Source organism: Methylobrevis albus (assembly GCF_015904235.1).
Taxonomy (GTDB): domain Bacteria; phylum Pseudomonadota; class Alphaproteobacteria; order Rhizobiales; family Pleomorphomonadaceae; genus Methylobrevis_A; species Methylobrevis_A albus.
Genome location: NZ_JADZLT010000054.1, coordinates 111639 through 126872, shown reverse-complemented (window position 1 = coordinate 126872; position 15234 = coordinate 111639). Strand labels below are relative to the sequence as shown.

Annotated in this window: 14 protein-coding genes and 1 riboswitch; of the genes, 9 read left to right on the top strand and 5 right to left on the bottom strand. The window is 71.1% G+C overall.

Annotated features, from left to right (window positions below; all coding sequences use genetic code 11):
• Positions 1–62: 62 nt before the first annotated feature.
• Positions 63–1742: a methyl-accepting chemotaxis protein gene (locus I5731_RS16220; protein ID WP_197312454.1), complete on the bottom strand. Its 1680-nt coding sequence runs from the start codon at positions 1740–1742 to the stop codon at positions 63–65.
• 224 nt (positions 1743–1966) lie between these two features.
• On the opposite strand from I5731_RS16220, the gene I5731_RS16215 reads away from it, so the two are divergent.
• The 7 genes from I5731_RS16215 (at position 1967) to I5731_RS16185 (ending at position 7554) form a co-directional block, all read left to right on the top strand.
• A complete protein-coding gene (locus tag I5731_RS16215; protein ID WP_197312453.1) occupies positions 1967–2440 on the top strand; it encodes a YbgC/FadM family acyl-CoA thioesterase in 474 nt (157 codons plus the stop codon).
• Positions 2441–2920: 480 nt separating this feature from the next.
• Positions 2921–3664 carry a protein TolQ gene (tolQ, locus tag I5731_RS16210; protein WP_407941853.1) on the top strand — a complete coding sequence of 248 codons (744 nt, stop codon included), beginning with the start codon at positions 2921–2923 and terminating at the stop codon, positions 3662–3664.
• 3 nt (positions 3665–3667) lie between these two features.
• Complete coding sequence (tolR, locus tag I5731_RS16205; protein WP_197312452.1) at positions 3668–4123, top strand: protein TolR; 456 nt, start codon at positions 3668–3670, stop codon at positions 4121–4123.
• A gap of 17 nt (positions 4124–4140) precedes the next feature.
• Positions 4141–5310 (top strand): cell envelope integrity protein TolA, encoded by a 1170-nt coding sequence (locus I5731_RS16200; RefSeq protein WP_197312451.1) that lies wholly within the window; start codon positions 4141–4143, stop codon positions 5308–5310.
• A gap of 147 nt (positions 5311–5457) precedes the next feature.
• The gene (tolB, locus tag I5731_RS16195) at positions 5458–6825 is read left to right on the top strand and encodes a Tol-Pal system beta propeller repeat protein TolB (protein WP_197312450.1); all 1368 of its coding nucleotides are present in this window, start codon (positions 5458–5460) and stop codon (positions 6823–6825) included.
• Between the two features lie 64 nt (positions 6826–6889).
• Positions 6890–7135 (top strand): FitA-like ribbon-helix-helix domain-containing protein, encoded by a 246-nt coding sequence (locus I5731_RS16190; protein WP_197312449.1) that lies wholly within the window; start codon positions 6890–6892, stop codon positions 7133–7135.
• The gene (locus tag I5731_RS16185) at positions 7132–7554 is read left to right on the top strand and encodes a type II toxin-antitoxin system VapC family toxin (RefSeq protein ID WP_197312448.1); all 423 of its coding nucleotides are present in this window, start codon (positions 7132–7134) and stop codon (positions 7552–7554) included. The genes I5731_RS16190 and I5731_RS16185 overlap by 4 nt, the downstream gene beginning before the upstream one ends.
• A gap of 10 nt (positions 7555–7564) precedes the next feature.
• Here I5731_RS16185 and I5731_RS16180 read toward each other — a convergent pair whose 3' ends face one another.
• The 4 genes from I5731_RS16180 to I5731_RS16165 form a co-directional block, all read right to left on the bottom strand.
• Positions 7565–8764, bottom strand: a complete 1200-nt coding sequence (locus tag I5731_RS16180; RefSeq protein WP_328839003.1) for an NAD(P)/FAD-dependent oxidoreductase — start codon at positions 8762–8764, stop codon at positions 7565–7567.
• Positions 8765–9072: 308 nt separating this feature from the next.
• The gene (gene amaB / locus I5731_RS16175; RefSeq protein WP_197312447.1) at positions 9073–10572 is read right to left on the bottom strand and encodes an L-piperidine-6-carboxylate dehydrogenase; all 1500 of its coding nucleotides are present in this window, start codon (positions 10570–10572) and stop codon (positions 9073–9075) included.
• Between the two features lie 321 nt (positions 10573–10893).
• Entirely contained in the window at positions 10894–11859 is a 966-nt protein-coding gene (locus I5731_RS16170) for an ABC transporter substrate-binding protein (RefSeq protein ID WP_407941847.1), read from the bottom strand.
• A 44-nt stretch (positions 11860–11903) separates the two neighbouring features.
• Positions 11904–12644, bottom strand: coding sequence for an ABC transporter permease (locus tag I5731_RS16165; protein WP_407941852.1), 741 nt, complete (start codon positions 12642–12644; stop codon positions 11904–11906).
• A gap of 191 nt (positions 12645–12835) precedes the next feature.
• Positions 12836–12955, bottom strand: a riboswitch (TPP riboswitch).
• Positions 12956–13247: 292 nt separating this feature from the next.
• On the opposite strand from I5731_RS16165, the gene pal reads away from it, so the two are divergent.
• Entirely contained in the window at positions 13248–13787 is a 540-nt protein-coding gene (pal, locus tag I5731_RS16160; protein WP_197312446.1) for a peptidoglycan-associated lipoprotein Pal, read from the top strand.
• Between the two features lie 312 nt (positions 13788–14099).
• A complete protein-coding gene (ybgF, locus tag I5731_RS16155; protein ID WP_197312445.1) occupies positions 14100–15233 on the top strand; it encodes a tol-pal system protein YbgF in 1134 nt (377 codons plus the stop codon).
• Position 15234: the final 1 nt, after the last annotated feature.

Below are 15234 nucleotides of genomic sequence, written 5' to 3'. Positions count from 1 at the left end.
AACGGAAACGGCCGCCGGATCGCCCCGGCGGCCGCGTCGACGATGCTGTCCCGTCCGCCTGCTCAGGCGGCGCGCACGGTGGCGAGGAAGCTCTGCACCTCGCGCCGCAGCGTTTCGGACTGGCGGGCGAGTTCCGACGAGGCGGACAGCACCTGCGACGCGCCGGCGCCGGTTTCCTCGGCCGCCCGGGCGACGCCGGTGATGTTGGCGGTGACTTCGCCGGTGCCCATCGACGCCTGGCTCACCGCCTGCACGATCTCGCGGGTCGCCGCGCCCTGCTGCTCGACGGCGGAGGCGATGGCGGCGGCCGATTCGGCGATGTCGCTGATCGTGCCGGAGATGCCGTCGATCGCCTGCACCGAGCGTTCGGTCGTCGCCTGGATGCCGCCGATCTGCTGGCCGATCTCGGCGGTCGCCTTGGCGGTCTGCTCGGCGAGCGCCTTCACTTCCTGGGCGACCACGGCAAAGCCGCGGCCGGCCTCGCCCGCGCGCGCCGCCTCGATGGTGGCGTTGAGGGCGAGGAGGTTGGTCTGGGCGGCGATGTTCGAGATCATGTCGACGATGCCGGTGATGCGGCCGGCGGCTTCCGTCAGTTCCTTGACGATGCCGGCGGTCGTTTCCGCCTCCGCCACCGCGGTGAGGGCCTGGGCCGACGAGCGACCGACCTGGCGGCTGATCTCGGCGACGGAAGCGCCGAGTTCCTCGGCGGAACTCGCCACCGTCGCCACATTGGTGCCGGCCTCCTCGGCGGCGGCCGAGACGGAGCTCGCCTGCACGCTGGTCGCCTGGGCCGAGCCGGTCAGCTGCTGCGCGGTCGCCTGCATTTCGGTCGCGGCCGACGACACCATGTCGACGATGCCGCCGACCGCCGCCTCGAAGCGGTCGGCCATCTGGCGCATGCCGGCCTTGCGCTGCGCCTCGGCGTCGAGCCGGGCCTGCGCCGTCTCGGCTTCGAGCGCGGCGGCGCGGATCATGTTGTCGCGGAACACGGCGACGGCGCCGGCGATGGCGCCGATCTCGTCGCGGCGGTGCCGCTCGGGCACCTCGCGCGAGGTGTCGCCGCCGGCGAGGTCGCCCATGTAGGAGGTCATGCCGGTCAGCGGCCGCACCACGCGGACGAAGGTCAGCACCATGGCGCCGATGCCGACCACGACCGAGATGGCGAGGGCGACATAGGCGGAGCTGGCCGCCGACGAGATGCTGGCGACGACGGCCTGGCCGCTTTCGGTCGCGACGGCGCCGTTGAGGGCGATCGCCTCGTCGAGGATGCCGCCGGCCGTGTCGAAAGCCTGCTTCATGTCGCCGTCGATGACGGTCGCGGCGGCGAGGATCATCCCGGACTCGACCATGTCGGTCACGTCCGGCCAGAGCGCCAGGAAGCTCGCCCAGGCGGCGTCGAACCGGTCGATGATCTCCTGCTCGGCGGGGCTGGAAATCATCAGGCGGTACTTGGCGAGTTCCGCCGCGATCGACGCGGCGAAGTCTTCGTTGGTCTTCAGTGCCTCGGCGCGCACCGCCGCATCGTTGCTGCCGGCATAGCGACGCTGGTTGATGCGCATGTCGCTGATCGCCGTGTCGATCTGGCCGAGCAGTTCCACGCTCGGCAGGCTCTTGCCGATCACGATTCCGGCGCCGGTCTCGATCGTCGAGAGGGCGGAGATGGTGAACAGGCCGAGCCCGGTGGTGATGAGGATCATCAGGCCGAACAGCCCGCTGAGGAGGGCCTTGATCGAGAGGCGCATGCTGCCTGTATCTCCGGGGACAACTGTTCTTGGTGGGAAGAATCGGTCTGACGGAACGTGTGGCCGTCGTTCTGGCCGGTGCGGGCACTGTTGCAGGCCGGGATTGCGTTTATCTTAACCAAGCAGCGTCCCGGTCGTGGCGGGCGAGACCTTGCCGGGGCGTCGTCGGCACCGCGGGCGCCGGAGGCTTGCGGCCGCGCCGCGGGACGGCTACCAGCCTGTGCATGAGCGCCCCCCTCGTCAGCCCGCCCCATTCCGCCGTGCACCGCCATCTGCTGCGCGTCTACTACGAGGACACCGACGCCGGCGGCGTCGTCTACCATGCGAGCCACCTGAAGTTCTTCGAGCGCGGCCGGACGGAGCTGCTCCGGGCGCTCGGCATCGACCAGTCGGTGCTCGCCGCCGCGCCCGAGGCGGAACGGCTGATCTTCGTCGTCCGCCGCATGACGATCGACTACCTGCGTCCCGGCCGGCTCGACGACCTGCTCGCCGTGGACACGCGCACGCTGGCGATCTCCGGGCCACGGATCACGCTGGACCAGTCCTTGCTTCGCCTTTCCGGCGCCGCGGGGGATGCGGCGGAGGCGGAACCGGTGCTGCTCGCCCGCGCGGAGGTGCTGGTGGTGGCGATCGGGGCGGATTTCCGCCCGCGCAAGGTGCCGGACGCGATCGCCGCACTGCTCGGCCCCGCCGGCTAGGATTTCGCGGCGACGGCCACTTCTGCTGCAGCGCACGCATAAGGTTCCGTTAACCCTAAGGCTTTATGAACGGACTGCCGCCACAAGTCTGAAGAAGTCCTTGTTTCGACAAATTCTCCCGGCAGGAAGCCGGTGCGGGTGACAGCAGCCGCGTTGCGGCGCCCGCGCGGCCGGCCGAACGTTCGGACCAGGCACGACCCCTTCAGACAGCGGAGTACCGCGCCGGTGCGTCTTCGCGGCCTCGGAAACGAGCCGCGGCGCGCCGCATGCCCATACCACCAGCGGCCCGGCATCGCCCGGTCCGCGCACGAGGTCAGCCGATCGATGCAAGGCTTTGCCAGCACCAGCGCCACGGCCACGGGTTCGCCCGCAGCACAGGCGACGCAGTCCGCCGCCGGGCTTTCCGAAGCGGGCGGCCGGCTGCGCGGCCTTGCCGGCGGCGCGGCCGCGCTCACGCTCGCCCTCGGGGTGCAGCTGGTGCTGCTCGGCAGCGCGCTGGCGCAGGATGCGGCGCCGCTCGGCGACGTGGAGCGCGGCGTCGCCGACACCCAGGTGCACGACCTGTCGATGATCGGCATGTTCATGCAGGCCCACATCATCGTCAAACTGGTGATGGTCGGCCTGCTGCTCGCCTCGGTGTGGAGCTGGGCGATCATCATCGACAAGCAGATCCTCTACGCCCGCACCCGCCGCTCGATGGACCGCTTCGAGAAGGTGTTCTGGTCGGGCCAGTCGCTGGAAGAACTCTACCGCTCGCTGGTCAGCCGGCCGAACCATGCGCTGGGTGCGCTGTTCGTCGCCGCGATGCGCGAGTGGAAGCGCAGCCACGAGGGCGGCCGCGCCGCCGTCGGCGGCCTCACCCAGCGCATCGAGAAGGTGCTCGACGTCACCATCGTGCGCGAGAGCGAGCGGCTGGAAAGCCGGCTGCTGTTCCTCGCCACCGTCGGCTCGGCGGCGCCCTTCGTCGGCCTGTTCGGCACGGTCTGGGGCATCATGAGCTCGTTCCAGGCGATCGCCGCCTCGAAGAACACCAATCTCGCCGTGGTGGCGCCGGGCATCGCCGAGGCGCTGTTCGCCACCGCGCTCGGCCTGCTGGCGGCGATCCCGGCGGTCATCGCCTACAACAAGCTGTCGGCGGACGCCGGCAAGCTCTCCTCGCGCATGGAGGGGTTCGCCGACGAGTTCTCGGCGATCCTGTCGCGCCAGATCGACGAGCGGAGCTGAACCATGGGCATGGGCGTCGGATCGGCGGGTGGAGGCGGACGCGGGCGGCGCGGTCGGCGTGGTCGGCGCGCGCCGATGAGCGAGATCAACGTCACGCCGTTCGTCGACGTCATGCTGGTGCTGCTGATCGTGTTCATGGTCGCGGCGCCGCTGCTGACCGTGGGCGTGCCGATCGACCTGCCGGAAACCTCGGCGCGGCCGATGGAAGGCCAGACCGACCCGATCAACATCTCGGTCGACCGCGACGGCAAGGTGTTCCTGCAGGACCAGGAAATCGTCGCCGACGAGGTGGTGACCCGGCTGCAGGCGATCGCCGAGAACGGCGTCGAGGACCGCATCTACGTGCGTGGCGACCGCGATGCCGACTACGGCACCGTCATGCAGATCATGGCGCGGATCTCGGCCGCCGGCTTCAAGAAGATCGGCCTCGTCACAACGGAGGAACAGGGCGGCCCGTAACGGGCGGCCCGTAAACCATGCGCGTCGGCGTCACCACATCTGCCCTGGCACATGTCGCGATCCTGCTCTGGGGGCTTGTCAGCCTTCCCGGCGCGGAACCGTTCGCCGTGGAGCAGATCGAGGCGCTGCCCGTCGACATCATCACCGACGTGACCAACATCAGCGAAGGCAGCCGCACGGCGCCGGAAGGCGACACGCAGAGCCAGGGCGAGGCCACCCCGCTGCTGCCGCGCCCGGATTCCACCCGCATCGGCAACGCGCCGCAGGATCTGGAAGCGCCGCCGACCCCGACCGCGAGCGAGACCGCCGCGGTTCCCGAAGCCGCACCGCCGCCGCCTCCGCCGCCCCCGACCTTGGCACCGCCCGAGCCCGAGCCGGAGCCGGAGGTCGCCGCCCCGCCGCCCCCGCCGCCGACCCCCGCTCCCGCGCCGCCGCGGCCGACCCCGCCGGCGCCGGCGATCGAAGAACTGCCGCCGCCGCGCGCGGAGCTCGCCGAGCTCGCCCCGCCGCCGCCGGAGCCCGAGCCCGAGCCGCCGGCGCCGCAGGCGGAGCCGGAACCCGCTCCCGCGCCGCCCGCCCCGCCGCAGCCGGCGACGCCGGCCGCGACGCCGGTGGAAGAAACCCGCCCGGCGCCGCCGGTGAAGCCGCGCTCGAAGCCGGCGCCGCCGCGCCCCGTCGAGACCGCTTCCGCCGAGCCGTCACAGCCGACCCGCACCCCGGCCGAGACCCGGCCGCGGACGTCCAGCCAGGGCGCGCCGGAGTCGACCAGCAGCTTCGATCCGAACGAGATCGCCAACCTTCTCAACAAGGTCGACCCGTCGGGCGGCGGCGCGCGCGCCTCGGACCGGCCGGCCTCGCTCGGCACCGCGACGGGACGCGGCGCCGGGGCGATGACCGCGAGCGAGATCGATGCGTTGCGCGCCCGCATCTACGAATGCTGGAACCCGCCGATCGGGGCTGCCGGCGAGACGGTGAGCGTGCCGATCCGGATGGTGCTGAACATCGACGGCACGCTGTCGGGCACGCCGGTCGCGATGAGTGTGCCGGGCGGGCCCTATGGCCAGATCGTCGCCGAGGCGGCGCTGCGCGCGGTGCGCCGCTGCGCGCCCTACGACTTCCTGCCGCCGGAGAAGTTCGACAGCTGGAGCGTCGTCAACATCAACTTCTCGCCGCCGCCGAGCTATTGACCCGCGGCATCGGCCGGCGGCGTGCGCCGCGGCCACAGAAATGAACGGTTTCCGGTGTGTGTGCGGAGCGGTGACGACGAGAGCGCCGACGTGACGACCAGCCGGACGACGAATACCCGGACGATGAGCAGAGAGAACAAGCCAGCCATGCGCACCCTGATCGCCGCCACAACGAACGCCCGCCGCTTCGCGCGCTCCCCCGCGAGCCGCCTGTTCGCCCGCGCCGTCGCGGTGGCCGTCGCCGTCGTGGCCTTCGCCGCCCTGATGGTGCCGGCCCGCGCCGAGATCACCATCGACATCAGCGGCGGCAATTTCGAGCCGCTGCCGATCGCGATCCCGAACTTTGCCGGCTCCGGTGCGGAAGCGCAGCTCGGCGCGCAGATCGCCGGTGTCATCGCCGCCGACCTGAAGCGGTCGGGCCTGTTCAACACGCTGGACCAGGCTTCGTTCGTCGAGCGCAACGTCGACCCGAACGCCCTGCCGAACTTCCAGAACTGGCGCGTGATCAACGCGCAGGCCCTCGTCACCGGCGCGATCACCCGCGCGGGCGACGGCCGGCTGCAGGCCGACTTCCGGCTCTGGGACGTCTTCGCCGGCCAGCAGCTCACCGGGCAGCAGTTCTTCACGACGCCGGAGAACTGGCGCCGGGTCGCGCACATCATCGCCGACGCGATCTATGAGCGCCTCACCGGCGAGAAGGGCTACTTCGACACCCGCATCGTCTTCGTCGACGAGACCGGCCCGAAGAACCGCCGCGTCAAGCGCCTCGCGATCATGGACCAGGACGGCGCCAACGTGCGCTATCTCACCCGCGGCGAGGACCTCGTCATCACGCCGCGCTTCTCGCCCTCGACCCAGGACATCACCTACATGTCGTTCGGGCAGAGCGACCCGCGCGTCTACCTGCTCAACCTCGGCACCGGCCAGCGCCAGGTGGTGGGCAACTTCCCCGGCATGACCTTCAGCCCGCGCTTCTCTCCGGACGGCCGCCGCGTGGTGATGAGCCTCGAGCAGGGCGGCAACGCCAACATCTACGCGATGGACATCGCGACCCGCGCCACCACCCGCCTCACCGATACGCCGGCGATCGACACCGGCCCGTCGTTCTCGCCGGACGGCTCGCAGATCGTGTTCGAGTCCGACCGCGGCGGCAACCAGCAGATCTACGTGATGGGCGCGGGCGGCGGCGGCGCGACGCGCATCTCCTTCGGCCAGGGCCGCTACTCGACGCCGGTCTGGTCGCCGCGCGGCGACCTGATCGCCTTTACGAAGCAGGCCGGCGGCCGCTTCTCGATCGGCGTGATGCGCCCCGACGGTTCCGGCGAGCGCATCCTCACCGAGGGCTATCACAACGAGGGCCCGACCTGGGCGCCGAACGGCCGCGTGATCATGTTCTTCCGCGACACCGGCTCCGGCCCGCAGCTCTGGTCGGTCGACCTCACCGGCCGCAACGAGCAGAAGATCCCGACCCCGTCGTTCGCGTCGGACCCGGCGTGGTCGCCGACGCTGAACTGAGGTGCGACTTGCCGCCCGCGAGCGCCGCGCCTAGCATGGCCGGCACTTGCGGGAGGCAAGCGTGATGGCCTCGATCGTGATCGAAGATATCGACAAGCAACTGGCGCAGCGGCTGCGCGAGCGGGCGGCAGCCAAGGGCCGGTCTGTTGAAGACGAAGCCCTCAGCATCCTGCGCCAGGCGCTGGCGGGGGATGCCCCGGCGCCCGTCGACATCGGGCGATCCATTCACGCGCGGTTCGCAGCCCTCGGCGGAATCGATCTCGCCATGCCCCTGCGCGAACCGGTGCGTGATCCCGGCGACTGGTCGTGATCATCTGTGACACGAACGTTCTGTCGGAGTTGATGCGCGGAGCGCCTGCGCCTGCCGTGCTGGACTGGATCTCACGTCAGGATACGGCCGTGCTTTTCACTACGGCCATGACCCAAGCCGAAGTTCTCTACGGGCTCGCCATCCTGCCGGAGGGCCGGCGCCGGGTCGACCTCATGGCGGCGGCGCGGAAGACGTTCGAGATCGAGTTCTCCGGACGCGTGCTGCCGTTCGATACGGCGGCAGCCGAACACTTTGCGGATATCGTTTCCACACGGCGCGCGACCGGCCTGCCGATCAGTCAGATCGACGCCCAGATCGCGGCCGTCGCGCGCAGCCAGTCCGCGGTCCTTGCGACACGCAACGTGCGGGATTTCGTCGGCTGCGGCATCGACATCGTCGATCCGTGGCGGGCGGACTGAACTCGCCACCTCACACCACATTCCGCTCGGCCACCCTTCGCCCCTCGACCAGCCGTGCCGTCGCGAGGTCCGCGAGGTCGAGCGTCCGGAACGCTCCGTGCACGACCAGTTCCGCAATGCCCCTTCCGACCGCCGGCGACTGCTGCAGGCCGTGGCCGCTGAAACCGCAGGCGAAGTGGAGGTTCTCCAGGCCTGGCCAAGGGCCGAGCAGGGCGTTGTGGTCGAAGAGGTTCATGTCGTAGTGGCCGGCCCAGGGGCGGCCGAGGCGCAGGCGCTCGAAGGCGGGGACGCGGGCGGCGAGGATCGGCCAGAGCGTTTCCTCGAAGAAATCGTGCTCGACCTCGAAGTCGGGATCGTCCGGGTCGTTCTCCGGATCGGCATCCTCCGCCGGGCCGGCGCCGCAGATGAACCCCTTGCCCTCGGCACGGACGTAGGCGCCGGTCGGGTCGACCAGCAGCGGGCAGCGCGGCGCGATGACGTCGGCGCAGTCGAACGGGAAGATCATCCGCTTCCGCGGCGAGATCGGCAGCTCGATGCCGGCGCTGGCGGCGAGGCGGCCGGAGGCGATGCCGGCGGCGACGACGACCGTGCCGGCGGAGATCGCGGTGCCGTCCGCCAGCACGACGCCGATCGCCCGGCCGGCCTCGACCGCGATCGATGCTACCTTGGCGGCGCGGTACTCGGCGCCGAGGGCGCGGGCCTTCGCCCGGAAGGCGCGCATCAGGCCGTAGCCGTCGAACCAGCCCTCGCCGGTGCGGCCGAAGCAGCCGGCGGCGAGGTCGTCGGTCATGAGCCAGGGGAACTCGCGGCGGAGGTCATCGGGCTCGAGGAAGGCGATGTCGGCGCCGAGCCGCGTCTGCAGCGCGTGGTTTTCCTCGAGCACCGTTCGCCCGGCCGGGGTGGCGAGGAAGAGATAACCGCCCTCGACGAGGTCGATCTCCGGCCGGTCGCCGGCGACCTCCAGCCGAGCGCCGATCTCGCGCAGGAATTCGATGCCGTAGAGCGAGATGGCGATGTTGGCCGCGGTCGAGAACTGCTGCCGGATCGAAGCGGCCGAGCGGGCGCTGGCGCAGTTCGCGTAGGACGCGTCCTTCTCGATCACGAGGATGCGGCCGCGGAACGCCGGGTCCATGCCGAGATGGCAGGCGATCGACGAGCCGGTGACGGCCCCGCCGACGATGACGACGTCGAATGTCTCGCTGCCGCTCACGATGGGCTCCTCGATTGGCGGTCCGGCGTTGGGGAACTGGCGCGGGCTGCGGGCGGTCGTATCTGAACTGCTTGCCGGGCCGGATGGCCGAGCCGGCTGGGGGCCGTGCCGTGTAGCCTCCCCCCTCCCTGTCCCTCCCCCGCTTCGCAGGAGAGGGGACGATCGGCGCGCGGACTCTCGCAAAACGAAGACTGCGCCGAACCGAAGTGTTGATTACGCCGGTGAAATTGCCTCCTGCGTCCCCTCTCCTGCGAAGCGGGGGAGGGACAGGGAGGGGGGAGGCCACACGGCACGGCCTCCCCGACCCCTCACAGATCGAAGCTGATGCCCTGCGCCAGCGGCAGGGCGCGGGAGTAGTTCACCGTGTTGGTGGCGCGGCGCATGTAGGCCTTCCAGGCGTCGGAGCCGGATTCGCGGCCGCCGCCGGTTTCCTTCTCGCCGCCGAACGCGCCGCCGATCTCCGCGCCGCTCGGGCCGATGTTGACGTTGGCGATGCCGCAGTCGGAGCCGGCGGCGGAGAGGAAGGTCTCGGCCTCGCGCACGTCGTTGGTGAAGATGCAGGAGGAGAGGCCCTGCGGCACGTCGTTCTGCAGCGCGATCGCCGTCTCGAAGTCGGTGTAGGTCATCACGTAGAGGATCGGCGCGAAGGTCTCGGCCCGCACGATGTCGGTCTGGCCGGGCATCTCGGCGATCGCCGGGCGGATGTAGGCAGCATTCGGGAAGCGATCTTCCAGCAGGCGCTCGCCGCCGGTGACGGTGCCGCCCTCGGCGCGGGCGGCTTCCAGCGCGCCCTGCATGCGGTGGTAGGAGTCGAGATCGACGAGCGGGCCGACGAGGGTGCCGGCGTCGAGCGGCGAGCCGACCGGGGCGGAGGCATAGGCGGCCTTCAGCTTCGGCAGCAGCGCGTCCTTGACGCTCTCATGCACGATCAGCCGGCGCAGCGAGGTGCAGCGCTGGCCGCAGGTGCCGATCGCGGAGAACACGATCGCGCGCACCGCGAGGTCGAGGTCGGCCGACGGCGTCACGATCATCGCGTTGTTGCCGCCGAGCTCGAGAATCGAGCGGCCGAAGCGTTTTGCGACGCGCGGGCCGACCTGGCGGCCCATGCGGGTGGAGCCGGTGGCCGAGACCAGCGCGATGCGTTCATCGTCGACCAGCGCCTCGCCAACGGCGCGGCCGCCGATCAGGATCTGGCTGAGGTTGGCCGGCGCGTCGCCGAAGCGGGCGAGGGCCTTCTCGAGGATCTTGCCGCAGGCGAGCGCCGTCAGCGGCGTCTTCTCGGACGGCTTCCAGATCACCGGGTTGCCGCAGACGAGGGCGAGCGCGGCGTTCCACGACCAGACCGCGACGGGGAAGTTGAACGCCGAGATGATCAGCGTGGGCCCGAGCGGGTGCCAGGTTTCCATCATCCGGTGGCCGGGACGCTCTGAGGCGATGGTGAGGCCGTAGAGCTGGCGCGACAGGCCGACCGCGAAGTCGCAGATGTCGATCATCTCCTGCACCTCGCCGAGGCCCTCCTGCAGGATCTTGCCGGCTTCCAGCGAGACGAGGCGGCCGAGCTCGGCCTTGGCGGCGCGCAGTTCCTCGCCGAGCAGGCGGACGAGTTCGCCGCGGCGGGGCGCCGGCACGCTGCGCCAGACCTTGAACGCCTCGGCCGCGGCGGCGGCGGCCGCGCCTGCGTCGGCGACGGTCGCTTCGCGGAGCTGCGCGATCACGGCGCCGTCGACGGGCGAGCGGACGGGGAGCATGCCGCCGGAGAGCACGTCGCCGGAGAGGCCTAGGGCGGCGAGGATTTCGGACGAGGACATGACGGCGGCTCCGGGACGGGACTGGGAGCGGATGTGGTAGGGCGGGGCGGGGTGGAGTGCAAGGGTGGGGGCGTCGACGGCGTCGGCCTGCGGAATCGTCCGGAGGCTTCCCGTGAGGCTCACCCCTCTCCCTGTCCCTCCCCCACAAGGGGGGAGGGGACGCTGGTGGCGATGCCGCCGTTCAAAACGAGGCTCTTACTCGGAACAGCGGCCCGCGTCGTTCTCCCGAAAACGGGCCCATCACCCCCTCTCCCCCTGTGGGAGAGGGTTGGGGAGAGGGGTGAGCCGCACGGCACGACCGAGCCGCTCCAGCATCGCCCCCTACCGCACCACCACCGCATAGCTCTCCACCGGCACCTCCGTCTCGATCAGCCCCTGCTCGCGCATGAACGCCGCGAAGCGCTGGTAGCGGCCGGCGTCGAGCGCGGCGGGGCGTTTGGCGAAGCGGGGGAGGGTGTCGGTCCAGGCGGTGCGGTTGAGTTCGTCGTCGAGGTCCGGGTGGCCCTTCAGGAACAGTTGCCAGGCCTCGTCCGGGTGGTTGGTGAGGAAGATGGTCGCCGCCTCGATCGCGGCGAGGAAGCGCGGCAGGCGGTCATCGATGCTGCCGGGGGCGACGAGATCCTGGTGCGCGACCAGCACCAGCTCGTCATAGGCCGGCATGCCGTGTTCCTCGGGGAAGAAGGCGAGGCCCTCGTGGCCCTCGATGCGCATCTGGGTCAGCTCGAAGTTGCGGTAGCCGCCGACGACCGCGTCGACCTGGCCGGCGATCAGCGAGGCGGAGAGCGCGAAGTTGACGTTGACGATTTCGACGTCGGCGGTGGTGAGGCCGGCGGCCTTGATCATCTGGCCGAGCATGGCGTCCTCGAAGCCCGAGACCGAGAAGCCGATCCGCTTGCCCTTCAGGTCGGCGAGCTGCTTGATCGGCCCGTCCTTCAGCACGATCAGCGTGTTGAGCGGCGTTTCGACCAGCGTCCCGAAGCGCACCAGCGGCAGGCCGGCGGCGATGTCGAGGTGCAGGCTCGGCTGGTAGGTGATCGCGACCTCGGCCTGCTTCGCCGCGACGAGCTTCGGCGGCGCCGCCGGGTCGGCCGGCGGGATCAGCTCGACGTCGAGGCCCTCGGCGGCGAAGTAACCGCCCTGTTCGGCGACGATCAGCGGGGCGTGGTCCGGGTTGACGAACCAGTCGAGCAGCACGGTGAGCTTGTCGGCGGCAGCGGCCGGGGCGGCAAAGCTCAGCAGGGTGCCGAGGGCTGCGGCGCCGGCGAGGGTCTGGAGGCGGGAGAACACGGGGAGCGGTTCCTTTCGGGTTGGGCGGAGCGGGCGAGGATCGGTCAGGCCGGATCCTCGACCCAGAACACGAGCCGCCGCGTCGCCGCATCGACGGCGAGGCGCAGCACGAGGGTTGTGACGGCGAGCACGATCAGCGCGGCGAACAGCATGTCGGTCTGCATGCGGGCGTTGGCCTGCAGCATGACGAAGCCGAGGCCGCGCGAGGCGCCGACCCATTCGCCGACGACGGCACCGATCGGTGCGAACACCGCCGCGACGCGGAGACCCGAGACGAGGCCGGGAAGGGCGGAGGGCAGGCGGACGAGGCGCAGCGTCTGCCACGGATCGGCGCGGTAGAGCTTTGCGAGGTCGAGCAGGCCGGCGTCGGTGCGGCGCAGGCCGTCGGCGAAGGCGGAGGTGATCGGGAAATAGATGATGATCGTCGCCATCACGACCTTGGAGGCGAGGCCGAAGCCGAACCAGAGCACCAGCAGCGGCGCGATGGCGAACACCGGCAGGGTCTGGCTGACGACGAGGAGCGGCATCAGCACCCGCCCGACGCGCGGCGAGCCGCCGACGGCGAGGCCCGAGGCGACGCCGAAGATCGTGCCGAGGCAGAGGCCGAGCACGATCTCGGTGAGCGTGATCGCCGCCTGGCCGAAAAGGAAGCCGGCGCGATCGACGAGCACGGTGAGGACGCGCAGCGGCGCCGGCAGCATGAAGGGGGGCGGCGCGAGCACGAGGATCGCCGCCTGCCAGATCGCGGCGACCACGGTGACGGCGAGGAGTACCTCGGCGGCGATCCGCAGCGCCGCGCGGAGCGGCGCGCGCCTTTGGCGAGCGCCGTCTGCCGGGATCGTGCCGTTGCCTGTGGTCACGCCGCGCCCTCCGCGTCGCGGTGCAGGGCACCGCAAGGGAGATCCGGACGGCGCCTGCAACGGGAGCGGGCGCCGCCTGAAGGGCGCACCACCACCGGGGTGGGGTTGATCCCGTGCAGGAAGACGTGTCCCGTCCCTTCGCCGGCATTATCCGGATCAGGTTCGAAGGGTTCGGGTCGTCGGCGCGAGGCGCCGGGTCCCATCTCAGCTCGCAAGGAGCACCCCTCAGACGCGGCGAAGTCTGCCCGACGGGGGCGGCCTGCGCAAGCGCGCTGCGTCGTGGGCGCCGTCGGGCCCGATGACCTCTCGTGAAAGGCCGGATTTCAGGCTTTCGTCTGTGCCATTTCGGCAACAGTCGATGGGAGGTGGCCGCCCGTCGCGGGGGATCGCCCGCGGCGACACAGGAACACCACAAAGCGACCGGATGACGGGTAACGAACCGTCAACCATCTTTCGTGACCTCCGGTTAACCACGGTCACGCATGGTCAACACAACTGCTTCCGGCCAATGCTGAAGGATCTACCGGGATGTCCGCTTACTCCATCCAGTCGGGCGCCACGCTGCGCGCCTTCCGTACGGGCTTCGCCCGTATCATCGCCGTCCTCGGACTCGTCCTGCTCGTTGCCGCCTGCGCCAAGAGCCCGAGCGAAATGGATTCGTCGCTCGCCGGCGGTGCCGGTGGCGCCGGTGCGGCCACCCCGGGCAGCGCCCAGGACTTCGTCGTCAACGTCGGCGACCGCATCTTCTTCGAGACCGACAGCTCGGAAGTGAACTTCGAGGCGCGCGCCACGCTCGACCGCCAGGCCGCCTGGCTCGGCCGCTACCCGCGCTACACCGTCAACGTCGAAGGCCATGCCGACGAGCGCGGCACCCGCGAGTACAACCTCGCCCTCGGCGCCCGCCGCGCCAAGTCGGTGAACGACTATCTGATCAGCCGCGGCGTCAGCCCGCAGCGCCTGCGCCCGGTCTCGTTCGGCAAGGAACGCCCGGTCGCGCTCTGCAACGAGGCCTCGTGCTGGGCGCAGAACCGCCGCGCGGTGACCGTGCTGAACAACGCCGGCAGCTGAGCTGCGGCCCGGCGCACCGCGCGCCGGACGACGAAATCCGAAGCCCCGGTCTCGCGAGAGGCCGGGGCTTCGTCGTTTCCGGGCACCGGCTTTTCGGCAACACCCCGCGAGAGATCGATCGCGGCGGGGCGGGCACCAAACTTTGGCCGAACTCTTGCGTGCAAAGCTCTTGTCACCGCATCGGTGACCGGTGAGGACCAGATGCCGGCTGCATCGCCGCCGCCGCTCTGCTAGCGTCCGCCGTCCGCCGCAACCCCGTACCGGAGCCACCTGCGGCCGCCATGCCGCGGCACCGGGGGAGATCGCATCGTCATGGTTCGTGTCAGCCTCTCGTCGCATTCCAGCCAGCCGCGCCGCCCGGCCCGCGCCCGGCTCGCCGGTCCGCTCATTGCCGTGCTCGGCGTGCTGGCCGCCGGCGGCACTGCGTCGGCCCTGCAGCTGCCGCCGGCCGATATCCCGCAGGCGGGCGCGGGCACCATCGGCGGCGCGCCGGTGGTGCGGGTCCAGTCCACCGCGCAATACGCCGAGCAGTCGATGCGGATCGACCGGCTCGAGGCGGAGATGCGCCGGCTGAACGGGCAGATCGAGGAACTGCTGTTCCAGCTGCGCCAGCAGCAGCAGCAGATGCAGCGCGCCCAGGAGGACATGGAGTTCCGCTTCCAGGAGATGGAGGGCGGCACCGCGCCGCGGCCCCGCTCCGACGCGGCGCCCCCGGCAACGCAGTCGGCACCGTCCGGCGAGTTCGCCGCGGCGCCGCCGGCGACCACGCGCGCAGCGCCCGACTACGGCGCCGAGACCGGTTTCGGCGCGCCGCCGTCCGACCTCGGCACCCTGCCGGGCGACGGGGTCGGCGCGGGCGCCGGGGCGAGCGGCGTCTTCGACGGCCCGCTCGACCTCTCGGCCATCGCCCGCGGCGGCGACTTCGGCGCGCCGGGCACCACCGGGGCGGTCGGTGGCGCCGATTTCGGCAGCGTGCCGGGCGTGCTCGGCTCCGGCGGCCCGATCGGCGGCACGCCGCGGCTGCCGGACGGCGGGCAGGATGTTGCGACGATCCTCGCGCCGTCCAACCCGCGCGATGCCTACGAGCAGTCCTACAGCTACATCGTCGCCGGCAACTACGAGATGGCGGAAATGGGCTTCCGGCAGTTCCTGCGCGACCATCCCGACAACGACCTCGCCGGCAACGCGCATTTCTGGCTCGGCGAGGCCTATTTCGCGCGCAAGCAGTTCCGCGACGCGGCCGACGAGTTCCTCGAGACCTACAAGTCCTATCCGACCAGCCAGAAGGCGCCGGAAAGCCTGCTGAAGCTCGGCCTGTCGCTCGCCGGCCTCGGCGAGCCCGAGGCGGCCTGCGCCACCTATGCCGAACTCGTCTCGAAATTCCCGGGCGCGCCGCGTGCCGTGGTCGACCGGGTCGCGGCCGAACGCGCCAAGGCGTCCTGCTGAC

What these genes read in the sequence shown, in the direction of transcription:
- I5731_RS16220 (WP_197312454.1), bottom strand. Translation starts at nt 1,742, where the DNA reads ATGCGCCTCTCGATCAAGGCCCTCCTCAGCGGGCTGTTCGGCCTGATG.
- I5731_RS16215 (WP_197312453.1), top strand. Translation starts at nt 1,967, where the DNA reads ATGAGCGCCCCCCTCGTCAGCCCGCCCCATTCCGCCGTGCACCGCCAT.
- tolR (WP_197312452.1), top strand. Translation starts at nt 3,668, where the DNA reads ATGGGCATGGGCGTCGGATCGGCGGGTGGAGGCGGACGCGGGCGGCGC.
- I5731_RS16200 (WP_197312451.1), top strand. Translation starts at nt 4,141, where the DNA reads ATGCGCGTCGGCGTCACCACATCTGCCCTGGCACATGTCGCGATCCTG.
- tolB (WP_197312450.1), top strand. Translation starts at nt 5,458, where the DNA reads ATGCGCACCCTGATCGCCGCCACAACGAACGCCCGCCGCTTCGCGCGC.
- I5731_RS16190 (WP_197312449.1), top strand. Translation starts at nt 6,890, where the DNA reads ATGGCCTCGATCGTGATCGAAGATATCGACAAGCAACTGGCGCAGCGG.
- amaB (WP_197312447.1), bottom strand. Translation starts at nt 10,572, where the DNA reads ATGTCCTCGTCCGAAATCCTCGCCGCCCTAGGCCTCTCCGGCGACGTG.
- pal (WP_197312446.1), top strand. Translation starts at nt 13,248, where the DNA reads ATGTCCGCTTACTCCATCCAGTCGGGCGCCACGCTGCGCGCCTTCCGT.
- ybgF (WP_197312445.1), top strand. Translation starts at nt 14,100, where the DNA reads ATGGTTCGTGTCAGCCTCTCGTCGCATTCCAGCCAGCCGCGCCGCCCG.